Consider the following 14,444-nt stretch of genomic DNA (forward strand, 5'->3'; position numbering starts at 1 on the left):
ACGGCGGGTATGACCTAACGTGGCAAAGACCGAAGACCTGCCGTATTTCCTGCGGCCGTCGGGACTGGTTCTGATTGTCGGTCTTCTGACGGCACTCAAGATTTTCGCTGCTGCCAATGCTCATCTTGTCGAGGACGAAGCGTATTATCGCATCTGGGGGCTCTTTCCGGCCCTGAGCTACTACGATCACCCGCCGATGATCGGTTGGTGGATTTCCGCCGGGCAGGCGGTTTTCGGCGACACGGTCCTGGCCGTGCGCGCGGTGGTCGTCTTCTCGGGCCTGATCGGCTCCCTTGCACTCTGGCGCTCAGCCACGATCCTGTTCGACCGACGCACAGCGGGCTGGGCCGTTCTGTTTCTGAACACCAGCCTGCTGATCGGGATCGGCGGCATCCTGGCAACGCCTGATGCACCCTCCGTTGTCTTCTGGGGACTGACATTCTGGACGCTTGCCGAATTGTCCGTATCAAGAAATCCGAACTGGTGGCTGCTGGTCGGGCTGATGGCCGGTTTCGGTCTGTTGTCGAAATATTCACTGCTTTTCCTTGGGGCCGGCATCGTGCTTTGGCTCATCTGGGTGCCGGAGGCACGACGCTGGTGGAGCACCTGGCAGCTCTGGGCGGGGGGAGCCCTTGCGTTTCTTTGCTTTTCGCCGGTGCTCTACTGGAACCATGTCCATGAGTGGGTGAGTTTTTACAAGCAGTTCGGCCGTGCGGGCAGCGGTGGCTTCACAACGAAATACGTCTTTGAATATCTCGGTGCCCTGGTCGGGCTCCTGAACCCCCTGATTGCCATTCTGGCTGCCGCAGGCGCGGGACTTCTTTTCAAAGCTTTCCGGGCAAGGGAAAGTGCCGCGTCCCTGATCCTGCTGACAACGCTGCCGTTCATGCTCTATCTGACGTATCACTCGCTCCATGCCCGGGTTCAGGCCAACTGGCCTGCGCCGCTGTTTCCGGCCTTCGCCATGATGGCGGCGGTCTTCATGACGTCACCGCGCATAGATCATTTGATCTGGCGAAAAGTGGCAGTTGCCGGAATCGCGATCGGAATATTCGTCGCCGTTCTGGTGCAGATCCATGCCGTTTATCCGGTCACGGGACAACTCGCCCGCAAGGACCCGACGTTCCAGCTGCGCGGTTGGGACGAGATCGGTGCGGCTGTGGAACAACTGGCCGAAGATGAGAATGCGTCCTACATCCTGACCATGAGCTATGGCCTCAATGCGCAGACCGACTTTCTGATGAAAGACAAACTGCCTGTCATTCAGGTGACCGAGCGCATCCGCTACATCATGACCCCTGATCCGGACGAAACCCTCTTTGTGCAACCGGGTCTCTACTTCACCGAAAAACGGCGCGACAAGGCCGGCGACCTGCAACGATCGTTCGAAACGGTCGAGGAACTTGCCGTTCTGGTACGCAAGGTGAAGGGCGTGCCGCTGGAGGAACTTGTCGTTTACAAGGTTGATGGTTTGAAGGCGCCGGTTTTTGAGCCTCGGGAGAAGTAGTTGTTTTGCGGAGCCGAGCAATCCGTTTGACTGTGAGAAACAAGCTGCTCACCCGGCGCAGGGAAATACTCGGTGCGTGACGAATACCTGGACACATGGGCATCTGTTTCGCATTCAAGTCTCCTCAATCTGCGCAACAGACTTGCAAAGATCTCCCGAATGACGCAGGGAATTGGGTGAAACATTGAATCACCGACCCGCCTGTCAGACTAGATGAAACAAATTACACTTGGTGCACTGGATTACGGTCTCGCATTCGGCGTTGACCGCGCATTGCGCGACCTTGCGGTCAATGGCCGGCTGAGCGCCATCGGTGCGTTGGTCACCACCGAACTCTGGCCACGCGAATTCAGACCGCTTCAGGAAGTTGCCGAGAAGGTCGGAGACCGCATGCTTTTCGGTATTACGCTTGCCTTCAGCGGCGATCGGGTCCTGCCGGTAAGCACGCGTATGCAGGAAACCTGCGGAGATCGCATGTTCACCCGCGAACAGCTCAACAGGCGCGCTTTCTTCCGTCTGCTGCCCGATGAAGTCCTGCTGGACGAGGCCCTTGCCCAGCTGACGCGCTATTCGGTGCTCATGCAGCGGCAACCGGATTTTGTCGCAGTCCGCGAAGGATTGCTGTCGAGAACATCGATTGCCCGGATTGTGTTCAAGGCGATTGAGCGCGCGGATTTCGATCAGCCGCCACTGGTGATCTCACCGCTTCGGTCTGGCCTCAAGACTTTGCGTCTTGCGCGTCTTGCAAAGGGATACAATCTTAAAATTCTGCCCTCTGCAGAGCCTTTGCCACAGACCAGCAATGTCGAGGAGCTTCACGAGCTTCTCCTCAATCATTTCGACGGCATGAACGACCGGAGTTTCGTCGCCGCGATCCCCGGAAAGTCCGACGACAGGTTGATGCGGGAAGAACCTCGTAAAAAAATTGCAATCCGCGAATGCCAGTACGAGGTCCTTGCCAGCGACAGGTTTTTTCGGACCATTGACCGCAAGGATGTGTTTTTGAATTGAAAAAACCGCCGGTTCGCGGGATTTTGATCGATGAAACGAAAAAACGGCTCTGCGGGGAACAGAGCCGTTTTTCGTGGAGGTCAGGAAGGGGGGAGGGGCAGCCCCGCTTCCATGACTCTAGATATAGGTATTTTTTTCTTGAACGCACGTGACGGACATCACAGGATTGCGCGTGGCAGGAAATTTTATGTGTCGTGAACGTCCTTTGGCAGGGGGTAGGTGTGGCTGAAATCAAGGACTTTTTGAAAAACAGCTTTTCTTTGGAAGGGCTTGAGCCGGATTTGGCTGTCGGGTTATCCCGGCTCGCAAGGCCGATGAAACTGGCAGCAGGTACAATATTGTTTGAAAACGGCGATCCGGGGAACGGTTGTTATGCCGTTCTGGAGGGCTCGTTGAAGGTATCGCTCCTGTCCGTTGAGGGAGACGAACAACTCCTGGCGGTTCTTGGCCCGGGTGATCTGGTCGGCGAATTGGCACTCCTTGACGGACGCCCGCGCTCCGCAACAGTCAGTGCGCTGAAAGAGGCGCAACTCGCTTTCATCGACAAGGCGGCCTTCCAGCGGTTTTCCGATGAACACCCGGCGGTTTACCGCCACATGCTGTCGATCGTCGGAAAACGGTTGCGTCATGCCAATGACGTTCTGGCGGCAAGGTCTTTCCTGCCATTGCCGGGGCGGGTCGCGCAGACCCTGCTGCAATTGTCGGAGACCTTCGGAAAAACGTTGGACGATGGCCGGATGCTCATCCACTACAAGCTCAGCCAGGCGGACATTGCCAACATGGCCGGGGCGGCGCGTGAAAATGTCAGCCGCGTGCTGAATGACTGGAAACGTTCCGGGACGATCAGCAGGATATCGGGATATTATTGTCTGGAGGACCGGGAATTCCTGGAGCAGGCGTCCACGCTTTAGGTTTACTTGCCCGGCAAACTGGCCAGTTGCGTCCCTGCAAGGATCGTGGCCAGCGTCTCGGTATCGAGACTGTCCAGAAACGCTTCCGCCGCGCGCGACATGGCTCCCTTCAGGGCGCAGCGCGGCAGAAAGGCGCAAACTGTTAGCTCCGGTTTGAGGCAGGCGACGACACCCAGGTCAGGTTCGATCAGCCTGACGACATCTCCGAGCCGGATCTCTTCCGGTGAGCGTCCCAGGCGAATACCGCCACCGCGCCCGCGCGTGGTTTTCAGGTATCCGGCCCGCGCAAGCTGGGCGACGATTTTCATGACATGTGATTTGGCCAGTCCGAGCTGTGTGCTCAGACTGTCTACTGTCTGCGGCTTGTCCGTCTGACCGGTGGCCATCAGAATTCTCAATGCAAAATCGCTGGCCTGACTGAGGCGCATGGCTGGGCTCCATAAAACATTCATCTGAGATGTTGATTTTAGCGTCGATGTGTGTCATTTAAAAGATACATCTAAAATGAATGTTATGGAGAGGGCGATGAAAGCGCGCAGATCCGGTTCAGACAGATACAAGTTACCGGTTCGTCCGGTGAGGGAAACAGGTGATCGCCTGCGCCGGTACGAGACGGTGAACGAGCAATCCATTCGGGTGATGGTGCACACCTTCTATGGCTGTATTCGTGAGCATCCGCGTCTCGGTCTGATCTTCAAAGGTCGACTTGACGGCAAATGGGAAGAGCATCTGCCGAAGATGGAAGCCTTCTGGCAATCCGTTCTCCTGAAGAATGGCGCCTACAAGGGCAAGCCTGTCCCGGCACATCTGAAGCTGAAAGAGGTGGTCAGTTCCGATTATGGAGATTGGCTGTCGATTTTTCGTCCTGTCGTTCGCGAGTTGTTCGTGCCTGATCTGGCAGATGAGATCATCGCAGTTGCCGAACGGATTGCACAAAGTCTCTGGCTCGCGACATTCGGCCATGCCGGGTCGTCGCCTCCGGCCGAACTGACATCCCAACAATCGGAATGGAGCGGATCATGCTGGTAGCAGTCGTTCTTGTCGCCGAGGTTCTCGTGGTCGTCTGGTTCGCGATTTTCTCGGTAATGCTGGTGTCCATGTATCTGGATTCCCGGCAAATGGAACTGCCGAGGCTCGACACCGCCGGTCGAACATTGATCGGCAGTGCGAAACTCGCCTTTGTCACGGGCATGCTGGCACTCGTGGTGCTTACCGTTGTTGAATTGCCGGTCTTTGGATAATGGAAACGTGAAATGTCCTTGTCGAATTTTCTGCCACGCGGCCTGCCTATCCTGTTGATCTGGGTTGCCTCACCGGCTCCCTTGTGGATCATGGCAATCCTTATGCTGCTGATCTGACAAGAAAAGCTTGTGATCTGCCTGCTTGCCGCTAGTCTTTTCCGAAACTGAAAAGGAGAGGATCAGCGTGAGCGAAGAGCAGGAGAAACCGAGTGGTGACTTGACGCTGCGAACAATGGCGATGCCCGCAGATACCAATGCTGCGGGAGACATTTTCGGTGGTTGGGTACTTTCGCAGATGGACCTTGCAGGCGGCATTGCTGCCGGGCAACGCGCTGAGGGCAGGGTGGTGACCATCGCCGTAGACCGGATGAAGTTCATTCGCCCGGTTCATGTCGGCGACGTTCTTTGCGTCTATACCCAGGTCGTTCGCGTCGGCAATTCGTCAATGGAAATCAGGCTGGATGCCTGGGCGCTGCGCCACCGTTACGGCCATCGCGAAAAGGTTACGGAAGCCCATTTCACTTTCGTATCCGTTGATGATAGCGGCCGTCCCCGGCCGGTCCCGAACTGACATCCTTCAGGCTCACGACCGCTTGCGCTTCAAAAGATCGGCAAACAGATCTTCATCGACGGCACAGGTGCAGCCGTTTGCCCAAAGTCGGAGAAGGTCCTTCAGGCGCCTGATCCTGACCTCTTCTGCAAGAGGCGCCTTGTGGTGCGGCAAACCGCCGATCAGACGCAGGCTCTGGATGCGCATCATCACGCAGTCTTCGGCCGCCTGCTGCCAGACAGCCGTGTCGGCGATTGCGGCATTCGCCGCCAGATGGTCCTCAATCAGAACTGCCGCGCGTCCGGCAAAAGGCTCTTGAGACAAAAAATCCTCCATCAGTTGCCCGAGGAGGACTGGCGCATGCAATTGAACCGCTTCATTGCCGGAATACCTCTATGAGGTTCCATCCGGCCGCATCCCTGTTGCGGAAACCACCTTGCCCGGTTCGGCAGGTTGGCGAGGGCGCCAGCCCTTCTCTTGATGATGGGATGCTTATGACATGACATTTATGGCTTGGCAAGCCGGACAGGAAAAGTTGATGTTCCGGCACCTACTGGACACGATCGTAATCGATCTTGCCATCCACAAGATGGATGCGGCGCTGCATGCGGGACGCAAGATCCATGTCGTGGGTCACGGCAACCACGGTTGTCTTTTGTGTCTCGACGATCGACTGGAGACTGCCAAAGACCTGTTCCGTTGCCGCTGAATCAAGGCTGCCCGTCGGTTCGTCCGCCAGGATCAGGTCCGGCGAATTGGCAAGTGCCCTGGCCACCGCAACCCGTTGGCGTTGTCCCCCGGAAAGTTGCGCAGGCCGGCGGTGAAGAAAGTCCTGCAGGCCAAGATCCACCAATAGCCCGGTGGCGTGTTCGAGCTGGTCCCGGGCGGAAAGCCTGCCGAGTTTCTGCATCGGGATCATGATGTTTTCCAGGGCCGTGAATTCGGGGAGGAGAAAGTGAAACTGAAAAACAAAGCCGATTTTTGCAAGACGCATCGATGCCATCTCGCCGGAAGACAAATCCGATGTGCTGCTTTCTTCAATCAACACCCCGCCTGATGTCGGTTTGTCGAGCAGGCCAAGCAGGTAAAGCAGCGAGGATTTGCCGGAACCGGAAGGTCCGGTGATCGCAACGAACTCCGAATTTCCGATGCTGATATCGACATCCTGAACCAGGGTGACAGGAACAACGGCGGGGAGAATCCGGGTCAGTTTCCTGGTCTGGAGAAGAAGGCTGACATTGCTGGTCGGACCAGCCTCGGCCGGGGTCATGTCGCACCCCTGATGATGTCCACGGGATTGAGTTTCGCGGCCTTCCTGGCCGGAATGAGGCCTGCGATGGCAGAGGAAAACAGGGCGAGGAAGCAGGAAAGCACGTAGTGGATATACGAAAAATGTATCGGTAAACGGGTCATCTCGATATCCGTGGTGACCTCGAACTTGACGGTCGCCAGATAGCTTGAAAGCCCGAAGCCGAGCAGGCACCCTGCAAGCGCTCCCAGAATGCCGATCACCAGGCCTTCGAGAACGAAGATCTGCTGAATGTCGGACTCCGGAAAGCCGAGAGACTTCAGTATTGCAATGTCCCGTGCCTTCTCGTGCACGATCGTGGACACGATATTGAATATTCCGAAGCCGGCGACCACCAGGATTGCGCCGACAACGGTATACATGATCGCATTGCGCACGACGAAGGCCTCCATCAGGCCTTCATTGGCTTCCTCCCAGGAGACGGCCTTGTATCCGAGCTGACGCTCCGCGCGCGCGGCGACATCATTCGCTTGTCTGATATCGGCCAGTCTGATCGAGATGCTGTTGATGATGTCCGGTTTTTCCAGAAGTATCTGCACGGCCTTGAGCGGAGCATAGGCAAGGCCCTCGTCGCTGGTCGTGATGCCCGTGTGGAACAGGCCGACGATCTTGAACCGTTTGGCGATGCCGTTCGCCGAGGTCAGCGTGACCGTGTCGCCGAGTTCCGCGCCCAGACGACTGGCAGCCTTGCCGCCAATCACCAGGCCATTCGCTGTCGTATCGAGGGCTTCAAAGCTGCCGGCGCGCATGTCCTCCCGGACTTTGGAAACCAGTAATTCGCGTCTCGGAACCACTCCGACAAGCGTCATGCCAATGTCCTGCCCGCTGTAGCGCAGTACGGCCTGGCCGCTCAGCCGCTGGGCGAAATCGCCAAGCACCCAGTCGCGCAGCGAGGCGATGGCTTCCGTCGGGTTGCGGATGCCGCGCAAATCTTCCAGCGGCCGCAAGCCGTGAAAGGCCACAGCGTCGTACTTTGCCGTTGCCGGTTGCTCTGCCGGGTTTCGCTGCTCGTCCAGGATTTCAACATGTGGAATTGCCTCGATCAGCGTCGTCATGAAGTCCCGCTGCGAGCCTTCCATGAGGCTGGCCATGGCAACTGAAAAGCCGACGCCAAGGGCAACGCCCAACGTTGAGACAACGGTTTGCCGCATGCGGTTCCGGACATGTGTCGCAGCTATCCGCAACAGCAGCATTACCTGGCTCCTCCATCCCTCGGTGCAACCCTGTCGCCCTCCGAAAGGTCAGCCTGAAACGGAAAGACGACCTGGTTCTGCTCCCCAATGCCGTCGAGAACCTCGATCGCTCTGGTGCCGCGAATGCCGGTCTTGACCTTGATAAGCGAAATCCGGTCCTGGTCGTCCAGGACCTGAAGCATGGTGCCGTCGAAAGCGGCAATCGGCAGCAACAGGACATCGTCCCTTTCGTTTGTGACGATGTTGATTTCCGTGGTCATGCCGATACGCAAGGGGGTATCGTCCGGAAGTTCGAGGTAAACGCGGTAGTTTTTGAGAATCGGATCACCTTTCGGAGTAATTCTCGAGACTGTTGCGGCGAGATCTTCATCTGGAAACGCGTCCGAACGAATGAGCGCCTTGTGGCCTTTCTCGACTTTCGGGATATCTTCCTCGTTCACCTCCGCAACAAGCTGCAATGGCAGGGGCTGCCCGATCCAGAACAGGATTTCGCCAGGTTCCGCAACCTCGCCGACAGAACCGTCCTGCCGTAACACAGCGCCATCCATCGGCGCGGTGATCAGGTAGTCCCGCAACCGCTCCTTCTGCGCGGCGATCGTCGCATTGATGCGAATGACCTCGTTCTGAGCCTTTTCATAAACCTGCTGGCTGACGACACGCCGCTCCATGAGCTGCAACGCCCGCTCCCGGTCCGACAGGGCCAGTTCGCGGCGTGCCTCTAGCTCGGCGAGCGTCGCCCGCGCGTCCCCGCTGTCCAATTCGGCAAGTTGGTCGCCTTGCCGGACTTCCGCCCCTTCACAGCCGCAAAGGGATATGATCCTTTCACGAATGATGCTTGTAACCTTTGCCCACCTGACGGGTTCCACGACAGCTGTTGCATAGACCACCTCGGCGGCACGGCCCCTGAAAGGTTGCGTGACTGCAACCTCTGGCGGACGGCTGGACCACCAATAGGCGCTGGCGAGGGTCGCAACGAGCAGAAGAAGCAGGACTGGATATCGAAATGAACGCATGAAGCACCTGAATGTGACTGCACGAGTCTAGAAGTTCATGTCATGACGTCCATGTCATGAATCAATTCTTCCGCGACAACGGCACGGTCACAAACTCGGTCAGTAATGCGGCGGTTTGTCGATACTGTGGGCTGGCAGAACCTGTTCCGCGAGCTCTTCCATCTGATCGGTCATCTTGGCGAGGAGCTGCGTCAGCCGGTCGATTTGGTTGCCATGCGCGACCGCGACGCTGTTGAGATCTTCAATCGTGCGATTGGCATGTGCCAGGTCGATCTCAAGCTGCTCGATCCGCGCTTCGTGATCCTGTGTCATCGGGCATTCCTCGTTGTCGTTGGCCGCGCTGATATAGGCGTAATCCCGCGAAAGAACAAATCTATTCATCGCATCCGGACGATGGGTTTAAATTGCGATCGCGAGTGTTATATGACCTTCGGGATCCCGGCTGGAGCTGCCGGGGCATAAAACCAGAGAGATCTTCATGAACACCTTGTCCGATTTCCTGATCACCAAGAAGTGGCCAGCCGAACATCCCGACCGTCTCCAGCTCTATTCCCTGCCGACACCGAACGGTATCAAGGTCTCGGCGATGCTCGAGGAAACAGGCCTGGCATATGAACCGCACAAGGTGGATTTCGGAACCAACGACCAGACCTCTCCGGAGTTTCTTTCGCTCAACCCGAACAACAAGATCCCGGCGATTATCGACCCGAACGGCCCCGGGGGAAAACCTCTTGCTCTTTGGGAGTCCGGCGCGATCCTCATCTATCTTGCCGAAAAGACGGGGAAGTTCCTTCCCGCCGAACCGGGCGAAAAATATAAGGCGATCCAGTGGGTGATGTGGCAGATGGGCGGCCTGGGTCCAATGACCGGCCAGCTTGGCTTTTTTCACAAGTTTGCCGGAAAGAATTTTGAGGATCGCCGTCCGTTCGAGCGTTATCGCGATGAAGTCAAACGCCTTCTTAAAGTGCTCGACGCCCAACTCGATGGCCGCGAGTTCATAATGGGGAACGACTATACGATCGCCGACATCACTTCCTGGCCCTGGGCGCGCAACATCAACGGTTTTTACGAAGCCGCTGAAGTTGTCGGCTATCATGATTTCAAGAATGTCGTGCGCTGGGTGGATACTTGCCTCGCCCGCCCGGCCAGCCAAAAGGCGATCAATATTCCTGCACGGGACTAGGCAGCATGGACTGGCCTGTCGGAAAGGCGGAACCAAACCGCCTTTTCCAGCCAGGTGACCGTACGGTTTTACACGGCCTTAAATTCTCGGCTTAGGCGCCGGTGCACGATCGGAATCGCCGGAATTGGGCTCTCCCTTGGGCTCGATCAGAAGAACCTTAACTTCCTTTTCGGCTCTTGGGCGATGAACAACCCCTTTCGGAACGATAAAAAGGTCTCCCGCTTTCACGGTCCGCGGCGGTTGCCCTTCGATATCCATGATCATCTCGCCTTCAAGGACGTAGAAGAAGTCGTCCGTCGTGTCATGCTTGTGAAACGGATATTCACCCTTGAACTTCACCACCATGACGTCGTTGTCGTTATAGTCGGACACCACATGGGGATCCCAGTGGCTGGAAAACAGGGCCAGTTTCTCTGAAAGATCGATGGATTTCATGTACGAGGTCCTTTCATCGGGTCTGCCTGTTACTTTGCAGAACCGGATTGCCGAGTCATCTGGAAACTGGCTGCCGCGATGTTATCGCACACCGTGCTGGTGCCGCCGGAGCATCGCGTAAGGTGTCGGGTTGAGCGGTGCGGCGATACCCGGTTCGTCGCGCCAAAAAAGTGAATGTTCAGTGCGGTCTCGTGCAGCAGAGGTTTGCAAGTTTCGGCGGCACCATCCAGTTGATCTTCCTTGACCCCGCAAACCACAATTGCGGCCTGGCGGATTTCTGCCGGGCCATCGGTTGAATTTCCGGTGGGGGACGACAAAATTCTCGCTCATGGATTGAAAAGATTGGACCGTTGATCCGGAGAGCTGCCAGTTGGTCAGCCCAAGCAATCGTGCGTCCAGACAGTGCGTGTTTCGATCTCTTTCGCAGCGCCGGGCCGGGGCGTTCTCTCGATCTGAAAGAAAATGACGAAATTGGTCAGGGACACAGAACCGTTTTGCCTGGCGGACCAGTTGCGGCACAGGTACCGCGCATAATTGAGCGCAAGCACCTGTGTTACATCTTCATAGGACTGGTCTTCCACGTTGGACAGGAACTTGCGCCAACGGTAGTTCTCATAGGTCTTCGAAACGGCAGCCGGTTTTTCAAAGTCCGCGAGACCCTCCCGGCCTTTGTAGACGTCAACCATGGTGCCATCGGACAGCTCCCCCTCGATCACAGGCCAGGGGCTGGTCATTTCCGGATACGGGGCAAACATGGTCCAGTGCTGATAGAGCCCGAGGGCCTGGCGTGCACCGACGAATGCACTTGGCAATGTGAGGCCGCTCGCAGGCAGCGTGGAGACATTCTGCACCGTGATGAAGACAAGCGAGGCACCGGCGGCAATCTGCGTAAGCCAACCAAACCGGGGTGGGGCACTGCGCCATGGAAGGCATCTAGCTGTAACGCGGGAGAGGCGGGTCCGGTTGCGACCGACCCAGTCGTAAGAATGGTCGCCGATGGCCGTGAAGGCGGAATGACCCATGAACCAACCCAGAGGGAAAAAAACGGGCGAGACGGTAACCAGCTTTGCGAGTGCCTCGAACTTGAAGAGGCGTTGTTCTCCGACTGTCAGAACCCAGGAAGTGCGGGCCTCCAGTTCAGCACCGATTTCCGGGTCCTCCTGGGCGGGTTTGACCGGTACGGACGGCAGAAACAGGATCATTCTCAGGATATTGCAGGTCTTTTCGCAGAAGTCGCAGCCACGATCGAACCAGATTGAAACCGGTTGGCGTGTGCGTTTGGGCAATGCGGCGGCAAGCTTGTCCCACATCCAGCCGGGCATGAAGGTGATATTCATGATGATGGAGATGAACGGGAAAAACCCGATCTCCAGAAAAACGGCGAACGCCAGATGCATGGTCACGAAGGCCAGCATGAAGAGCGTTCGAAGCGTCCTGTGAAAGATCGGTGAGAAAATGAGGATCGGGCCGATCAACTCCAGCAGATAGACATAGTAGGTGAGCCCCGTCAAAAGACCCTGGAATTGGCGAAACCAGAGGGCGAACGGCGTGACCAGGTAGTCCAGTTGCAGGGCGTAGTAGACCGCTGTTCCCTCACTGATCCATATGGGATGTGTCTTCAGGAGAGCACTGAAGAAATACATGGACATTCCCTGCAACAGCAGGGCAGTTGTCGCGACCGAAAAATAGGCGTTTTCGGCAAGTTCCTTGTGTCGCGACACCGCTGCATCGAGCGAGTAGCGCGCGCCGAGAGGCAGGAACATGGCCCAGAACAGCAAGAGAAGCGCCAGATTGTCCTCGCCGGACAATATGAACGTGTTCCTGTTCTGGAGCGAAAGGAGCAGAACCCAGGAAAGCGCTGTCATCAGGCGAGTTCGCCATCCCAGCAGCAGGCAAAGCGCGACGAGGCCGGCAAGGACAAAAAGCATTGCCTGGAACCAGGCCGATCCATTGGCCAGATGGAATGACCAGCTAGGGGCGTAAAGATGGTCCAATTGCACGGCGCGGGGCATGACGCCGAAATCGGTATAATGCGCCGCCAGATCCCGTGCGCGCATCGAGAGATCGATGAGTATCCAGAGCGAAAGCAGGACACGGAACAGCGCAAGTGTGCGAAGATCAATGCCGAAGATCGTTCGAAAAGATGCCAGTCTGATCGTCAAGAGCCTCACCGCTGCCGGGCTGTTCCGGCAGTGCCGGGACCTTGAATCCTCCCCGTAGCGTAACGGACTATCTTAAAGAAATGGCTTAAGCTGCAAGAACGTAGTGGCACGGCTTTCCCAAATGGATCCATGTCGAAAAAGTTCAGGGCCTCTGGATTGGCGCGTCATGAAAATCAAGCGCATGTGCCTGCAAACTTGCGGACTTTGTGCAGCTGGATTTAGGCACGGTTCCCGAAGAAAGCCGAATTCGAGAAGCTGTTCCGCGACTGCTGACGGCCTGGAATGATTCATCAAGAAGTTGAAAACAATCAAAACGGCAGGTTTCCTGGACAGGTGAATCAAAGCCGAGCCAGCATGCCCCTGAAAGCAGGTTGATGAAGCAGATCAGCAGCCTCGACGGGGGACACCCAGCGCCGGTCCCGGTGATTTTCCTCCCACTGATCGTCAGGCAGGACACGGGTGACTTCCATGGCATAGACCGCAACGCTGCAGGCCGCGCCCCACTTGTCGTAAGTGTAATGGCCGAGCGGATCGTGACCTGCCATGCCTTCAACCCCGGCTTCTTCACGAGCTTCAATCAGCGCCGACTGAGCCGGGCCGAGCCCGGGCTCGACGATACCCTTCGGGACGACCCAATGGCGACCGCTGCTGGATCCGACAATCAGGATCTCGGTGCCCGCTTCGCCGTTGCGATAGGGAAGGGCTGCCGATTGCGTGTAATAGTAGGCGGGCCGCGGACGCAGTTCGGGTCCGTCGGGCGAAGGCCAAGGGAAGAGATCCGGCAGGTTTCTAGGGTCGACGTACTCTTTCAAGTCGGCATTGCCAGCGTTAAGAGACATGATGAGGAGCGCACCGGCGTGGGTTCTGAGCACGGAACCGAGGCGATCCGCCAACGCCTGAATTGTTGCCGATGGTGCTGTCAACAGCACCCTGTTCACATCAGGCAAATCCGGAACACGCCCCGCTGAAAGTTTCCGGGAACCACGAATGTCGCGAGCCGTCCACCCTGCTGCCTTGAGTGTTTTCTCTGCCGTTACCCGGGACCGTTTGTCCAAGGCAGTCAAGGTGATATCCGGGCGCAATCCGCGTTGACCGATCAAGGCGCCGACTTTCTGGGCGCGGCGCTTGCCCTTCGTGCGAAGCGGGCGATCGGCTGCCGGTCCTGCCCAGGACTTGTCGCCGGCACCGGCGCAAAGCAGCAGTAATTCCATTCCGGCCTCCCAGCAGGAAATGCGTTTGTACAAGGCCTGCAGACGGATCATACCGCTGGGCTGCCGACGTGTCATGAGCGCTGAAACCGTTCGGGGAGGAAAAATTTGCTGCCGATGTCCATCGGCCGTCCGGTCGTTCGTCATGTCTATGAAAGCACCGTTGCTTTCGAAAAACCGGATGGAGAAATACATGACGATATGGACGGTTCTTCTTGGCGGCGTTGGGGTGATTGCCCTGGCGGCCGCCGGCACACTCTTCCTGCCTGGAGAAGTGCACGTGAAACGGCAGGCAACCATGAAGGTGGCACCGGAAACCGTTTTGGACCTTGCCGCATCCAACGAAGGATATCAGCGGTTCAATCCTTACCTGACCTCGGATCCTGACCTGAAGATCATGCCGTTCGGACCGCGATCGGGTGTCGGTTCCGGGTTTCGTTTCGAAGGTCGTGAGGGCAAGGGCAGCCAGACGGTCGCCTCGGTGACAGCTGACAGTGTCCGTTATGACATCGACCTAGGAGCGATGGGGCGTCCGGTCCAGCAGATAACGGCGTTGGACACACCTCAGGGAACACGTGTCGTGTGGACGATGAAGATGGATCTGGGACTTAATCCTGTCGCCCGCGTGTTTGGTCTTTTCCTTGATGGCATGGTGGGCAAGACATTCGAACAGGGACTGGATAACCTCGCTGCAACCGAGTCGGCAGCGTCCTGAAAACGA

General features: G+C 57.2%; 17 protein-coding genes and 1 riboswitch. Of the genes, 8 read left to right on the forward strand and 9 right to left on the reverse strand.

Annotated features, from left to right (window positions below; translation table 11 throughout):
• The first annotated feature begins 19 nt into the window (after positions 1 to 19).
• The 3 genes from LA5095_RS00605 to LA5095_RS00615 all read left to right on the forward strand — a co-directional run bounded on the left by LA5095_RS00605 (position 20) and on the right by LA5095_RS00615 (position 3,429).
• Positions 20 to 1,507 (forward strand): ArnT family glycosyltransferase, encoded by a 1,488-nt coding sequence (locus LA5095_RS00605; RefSeq protein ID WP_055111058.1) that lies wholly within the window; start codon positions 20 to 22, stop codon positions 1,505 to 1,507.
• A 213-nt stretch (positions 1,508 to 1,720) separates the two neighbouring features.
• Entirely contained in the window at positions 1,721 to 2,518 is a 798-nt protein-coding gene (locus tag LA5095_RS00610; protein ID WP_055111059.1) for a ChbG/HpnK family deacetylase, read from the forward strand.
• Between the two features lie 221 nt (positions 2,519 to 2,739).
• Positions 2,740 to 3,429: a Crp/Fnr family transcriptional regulator gene (locus LA5095_RS00615; protein ID WP_029062316.1), complete on the forward strand. Its 690-nt coding sequence runs from the start codon at positions 2,740 to 2,742 to the stop codon at positions 3,427 to 3,429.
• A 2-nt stretch (positions 3,430 to 3,431) separates the two neighbouring features.
• Here the strand turns inward: LA5095_RS00615 and LA5095_RS00620 are convergent, their stop codons facing one another.
• On the reverse strand, positions 3,432 to 3,857 hold the full coding sequence (locus LA5095_RS00620; RefSeq protein WP_055111062.1) for an RrF2 family transcriptional regulator: 426 nt from the start codon (positions 3,855 to 3,857) through the stop codon (positions 3,432 to 3,434).
• 97 nt (positions 3,858 to 3,954) lie between these two features.
• On the opposite strand from LA5095_RS00620, the gene LA5095_RS00625 reads away from it, so the two are divergent.
• The 3 genes from LA5095_RS00625 to LA5095_RS00635 all read left to right on the forward strand — a co-directional run bounded on the left by LA5095_RS00625 (position 3,955) and on the right by LA5095_RS00635 (position 5,241).
• Positions 3,955 to 4,458, forward strand: a complete 504-nt coding sequence (locus LA5095_RS00625; protein WP_208992508.1) for a group III truncated hemoglobin — start codon at positions 3,955 to 3,957, stop codon at positions 4,456 to 4,458.
• Positions 4,449 to 4,670 (forward strand): hypothetical protein, encoded by a 222-nt coding sequence (locus tag LA5095_RS00630; RefSeq protein ID WP_055112544.1) that lies wholly within the window; start codon positions 4,449 to 4,451, stop codon positions 4,668 to 4,670. The genes LA5095_RS00625 and LA5095_RS00630 overlap by 10 nt, the downstream gene beginning before the upstream one ends.
• A gap of 232 nt (positions 4,671 to 4,902) precedes the next feature.
• Complete coding sequence (locus LA5095_RS00635) at positions 4,903 to 5,241, forward strand: acyl-CoA thioesterase (RefSeq protein WP_051644716.1); 339 nt, start codon at positions 4,903 to 4,905, stop codon at positions 5,239 to 5,241.
• A 12-nt stretch (positions 5,242 to 5,253) separates the two neighbouring features.
• Here the strand turns inward: LA5095_RS00635 and LA5095_RS00640 are convergent, their stop codons facing one another.
• The 5 genes from LA5095_RS00640 to LA5095_RS00660 all read right to left on the reverse strand — a co-directional run bounded on the left by LA5095_RS00640 (position 5,254) and on the right by LA5095_RS00660 (position 9,116).
• Positions 5,254 to 5,544, reverse strand: coding sequence for a hypothetical protein (locus LA5095_RS00640; RefSeq protein ID WP_144436105.1), 291 nt, complete (start codon positions 5,542 to 5,544; stop codon positions 5,254 to 5,256).
• A 41-nt stretch (positions 5,545 to 5,585) separates the two neighbouring features.
• Positions 5,586 to 5,709, reverse strand: a riboswitch (SAM-I-IV-variant riboswitch).
• 61 nt (positions 5,710 to 5,770) lie between these two features.
• Positions 5,771 to 6,490, reverse strand: coding sequence for an ABC transporter ATP-binding protein (locus tag LA5095_RS00645; RefSeq protein ID WP_055111069.1), 720 nt, complete (start codon positions 6,488 to 6,490; stop codon positions 5,771 to 5,773).
• On the reverse strand, positions 6,487 to 7,722 hold the full coding sequence (locus tag LA5095_RS00650; RefSeq protein WP_055111071.1) for an ABC transporter permease: 1,236 nt from the start codon (positions 7,720 to 7,722) through the stop codon (positions 6,487 to 6,489). Before LA5095_RS00650 ends, LA5095_RS00645 begins: the two co-directional genes overlap by 4 nt.
• Positions 7,722 to 8,735 carry an efflux RND transporter periplasmic adaptor subunit gene (locus tag LA5095_RS00655; RefSeq protein WP_055111073.1) on the reverse strand — a complete coding sequence of 338 codons (1,014 nt, stop codon included), beginning with the start codon at positions 8,733 to 8,735 and terminating at the stop codon, positions 7,722 to 7,724. The genes LA5095_RS00650 and LA5095_RS00655 overlap by 1 nt, the downstream gene beginning before the upstream one ends.
• 99 nt (positions 8,736 to 8,834) lie before the next feature.
• Positions 8,835 to 9,116, reverse strand: a complete 282-nt coding sequence (locus tag LA5095_RS00660) for a SlyX family protein (protein ID WP_208992509.1) — start codon at positions 9,114 to 9,116, stop codon at positions 8,835 to 8,837.
• Between the two features lie 97 nt (positions 9,117 to 9,213).
• Here LA5095_RS00660 and LA5095_RS00665 point away from each other — a divergent pair, with 97 nt between their 5' ends.
• On the forward strand, positions 9,214 to 9,918 hold the full coding sequence (locus LA5095_RS00665; RefSeq protein WP_055111075.1) for a glutathione S-transferase N-terminal domain-containing protein: 705 nt from the start codon (positions 9,214 to 9,216) through the stop codon (positions 9,916 to 9,918).
• A gap of 78 nt (positions 9,919 to 9,996) precedes the next feature.
• Here LA5095_RS00665 and LA5095_RS00670 read toward each other — a convergent pair whose 3' ends face one another.
• The 3 genes from LA5095_RS00670 to LA5095_RS32285 form a co-directional block, all read right to left on the reverse strand.
• On the reverse strand, positions 9,997 to 10,353 hold the full coding sequence (locus LA5095_RS00670) for a cupin domain-containing protein (protein WP_055111077.1): 357 nt from the start codon (positions 10,351 to 10,353) through the stop codon (positions 9,997 to 9,999).
• A 374-nt stretch (positions 10,354 to 10,727) separates the two neighbouring features.
• Positions 10,728 to 12,515, reverse strand: a complete 1,788-nt coding sequence (locus LA5095_RS00680; RefSeq protein WP_144436104.1) for an HTTM domain-containing protein — start codon at positions 12,513 to 12,515, stop codon at positions 10,728 to 10,730.
• A 338-nt stretch (positions 12,516 to 12,853) separates the two neighbouring features.
• A complete protein-coding gene (locus tag LA5095_RS32285) occupies positions 12,854 to 13,726 on the reverse strand; it encodes an NUDIX hydrolase (protein WP_158510318.1) in 873 nt (290 codons plus the stop codon).
• A gap of 190 nt (positions 13,727 to 13,916) precedes the next feature.
• Here LA5095_RS32285 and LA5095_RS00690 point away from each other — a divergent pair, with 190 nt between their 5' ends.
• A complete protein-coding gene (locus LA5095_RS00690) occupies positions 13,917 to 14,438 on the forward strand; it encodes an SRPBCC family protein (RefSeq protein ID WP_055112550.1) in 522 nt (173 codons plus the stop codon).
• The last annotated feature ends 6 nt before the right edge of the window (positions 14,439 to 14,444 follow it).

Source organism: Roseibium album, from assembly GCF_001404515.1.
In the GTDB taxonomy this organism is placed as follows: Bacteria; Pseudomonadota; Alphaproteobacteria; order Rhizobiales; family Stappiaceae; genus Roseibium; species Roseibium album.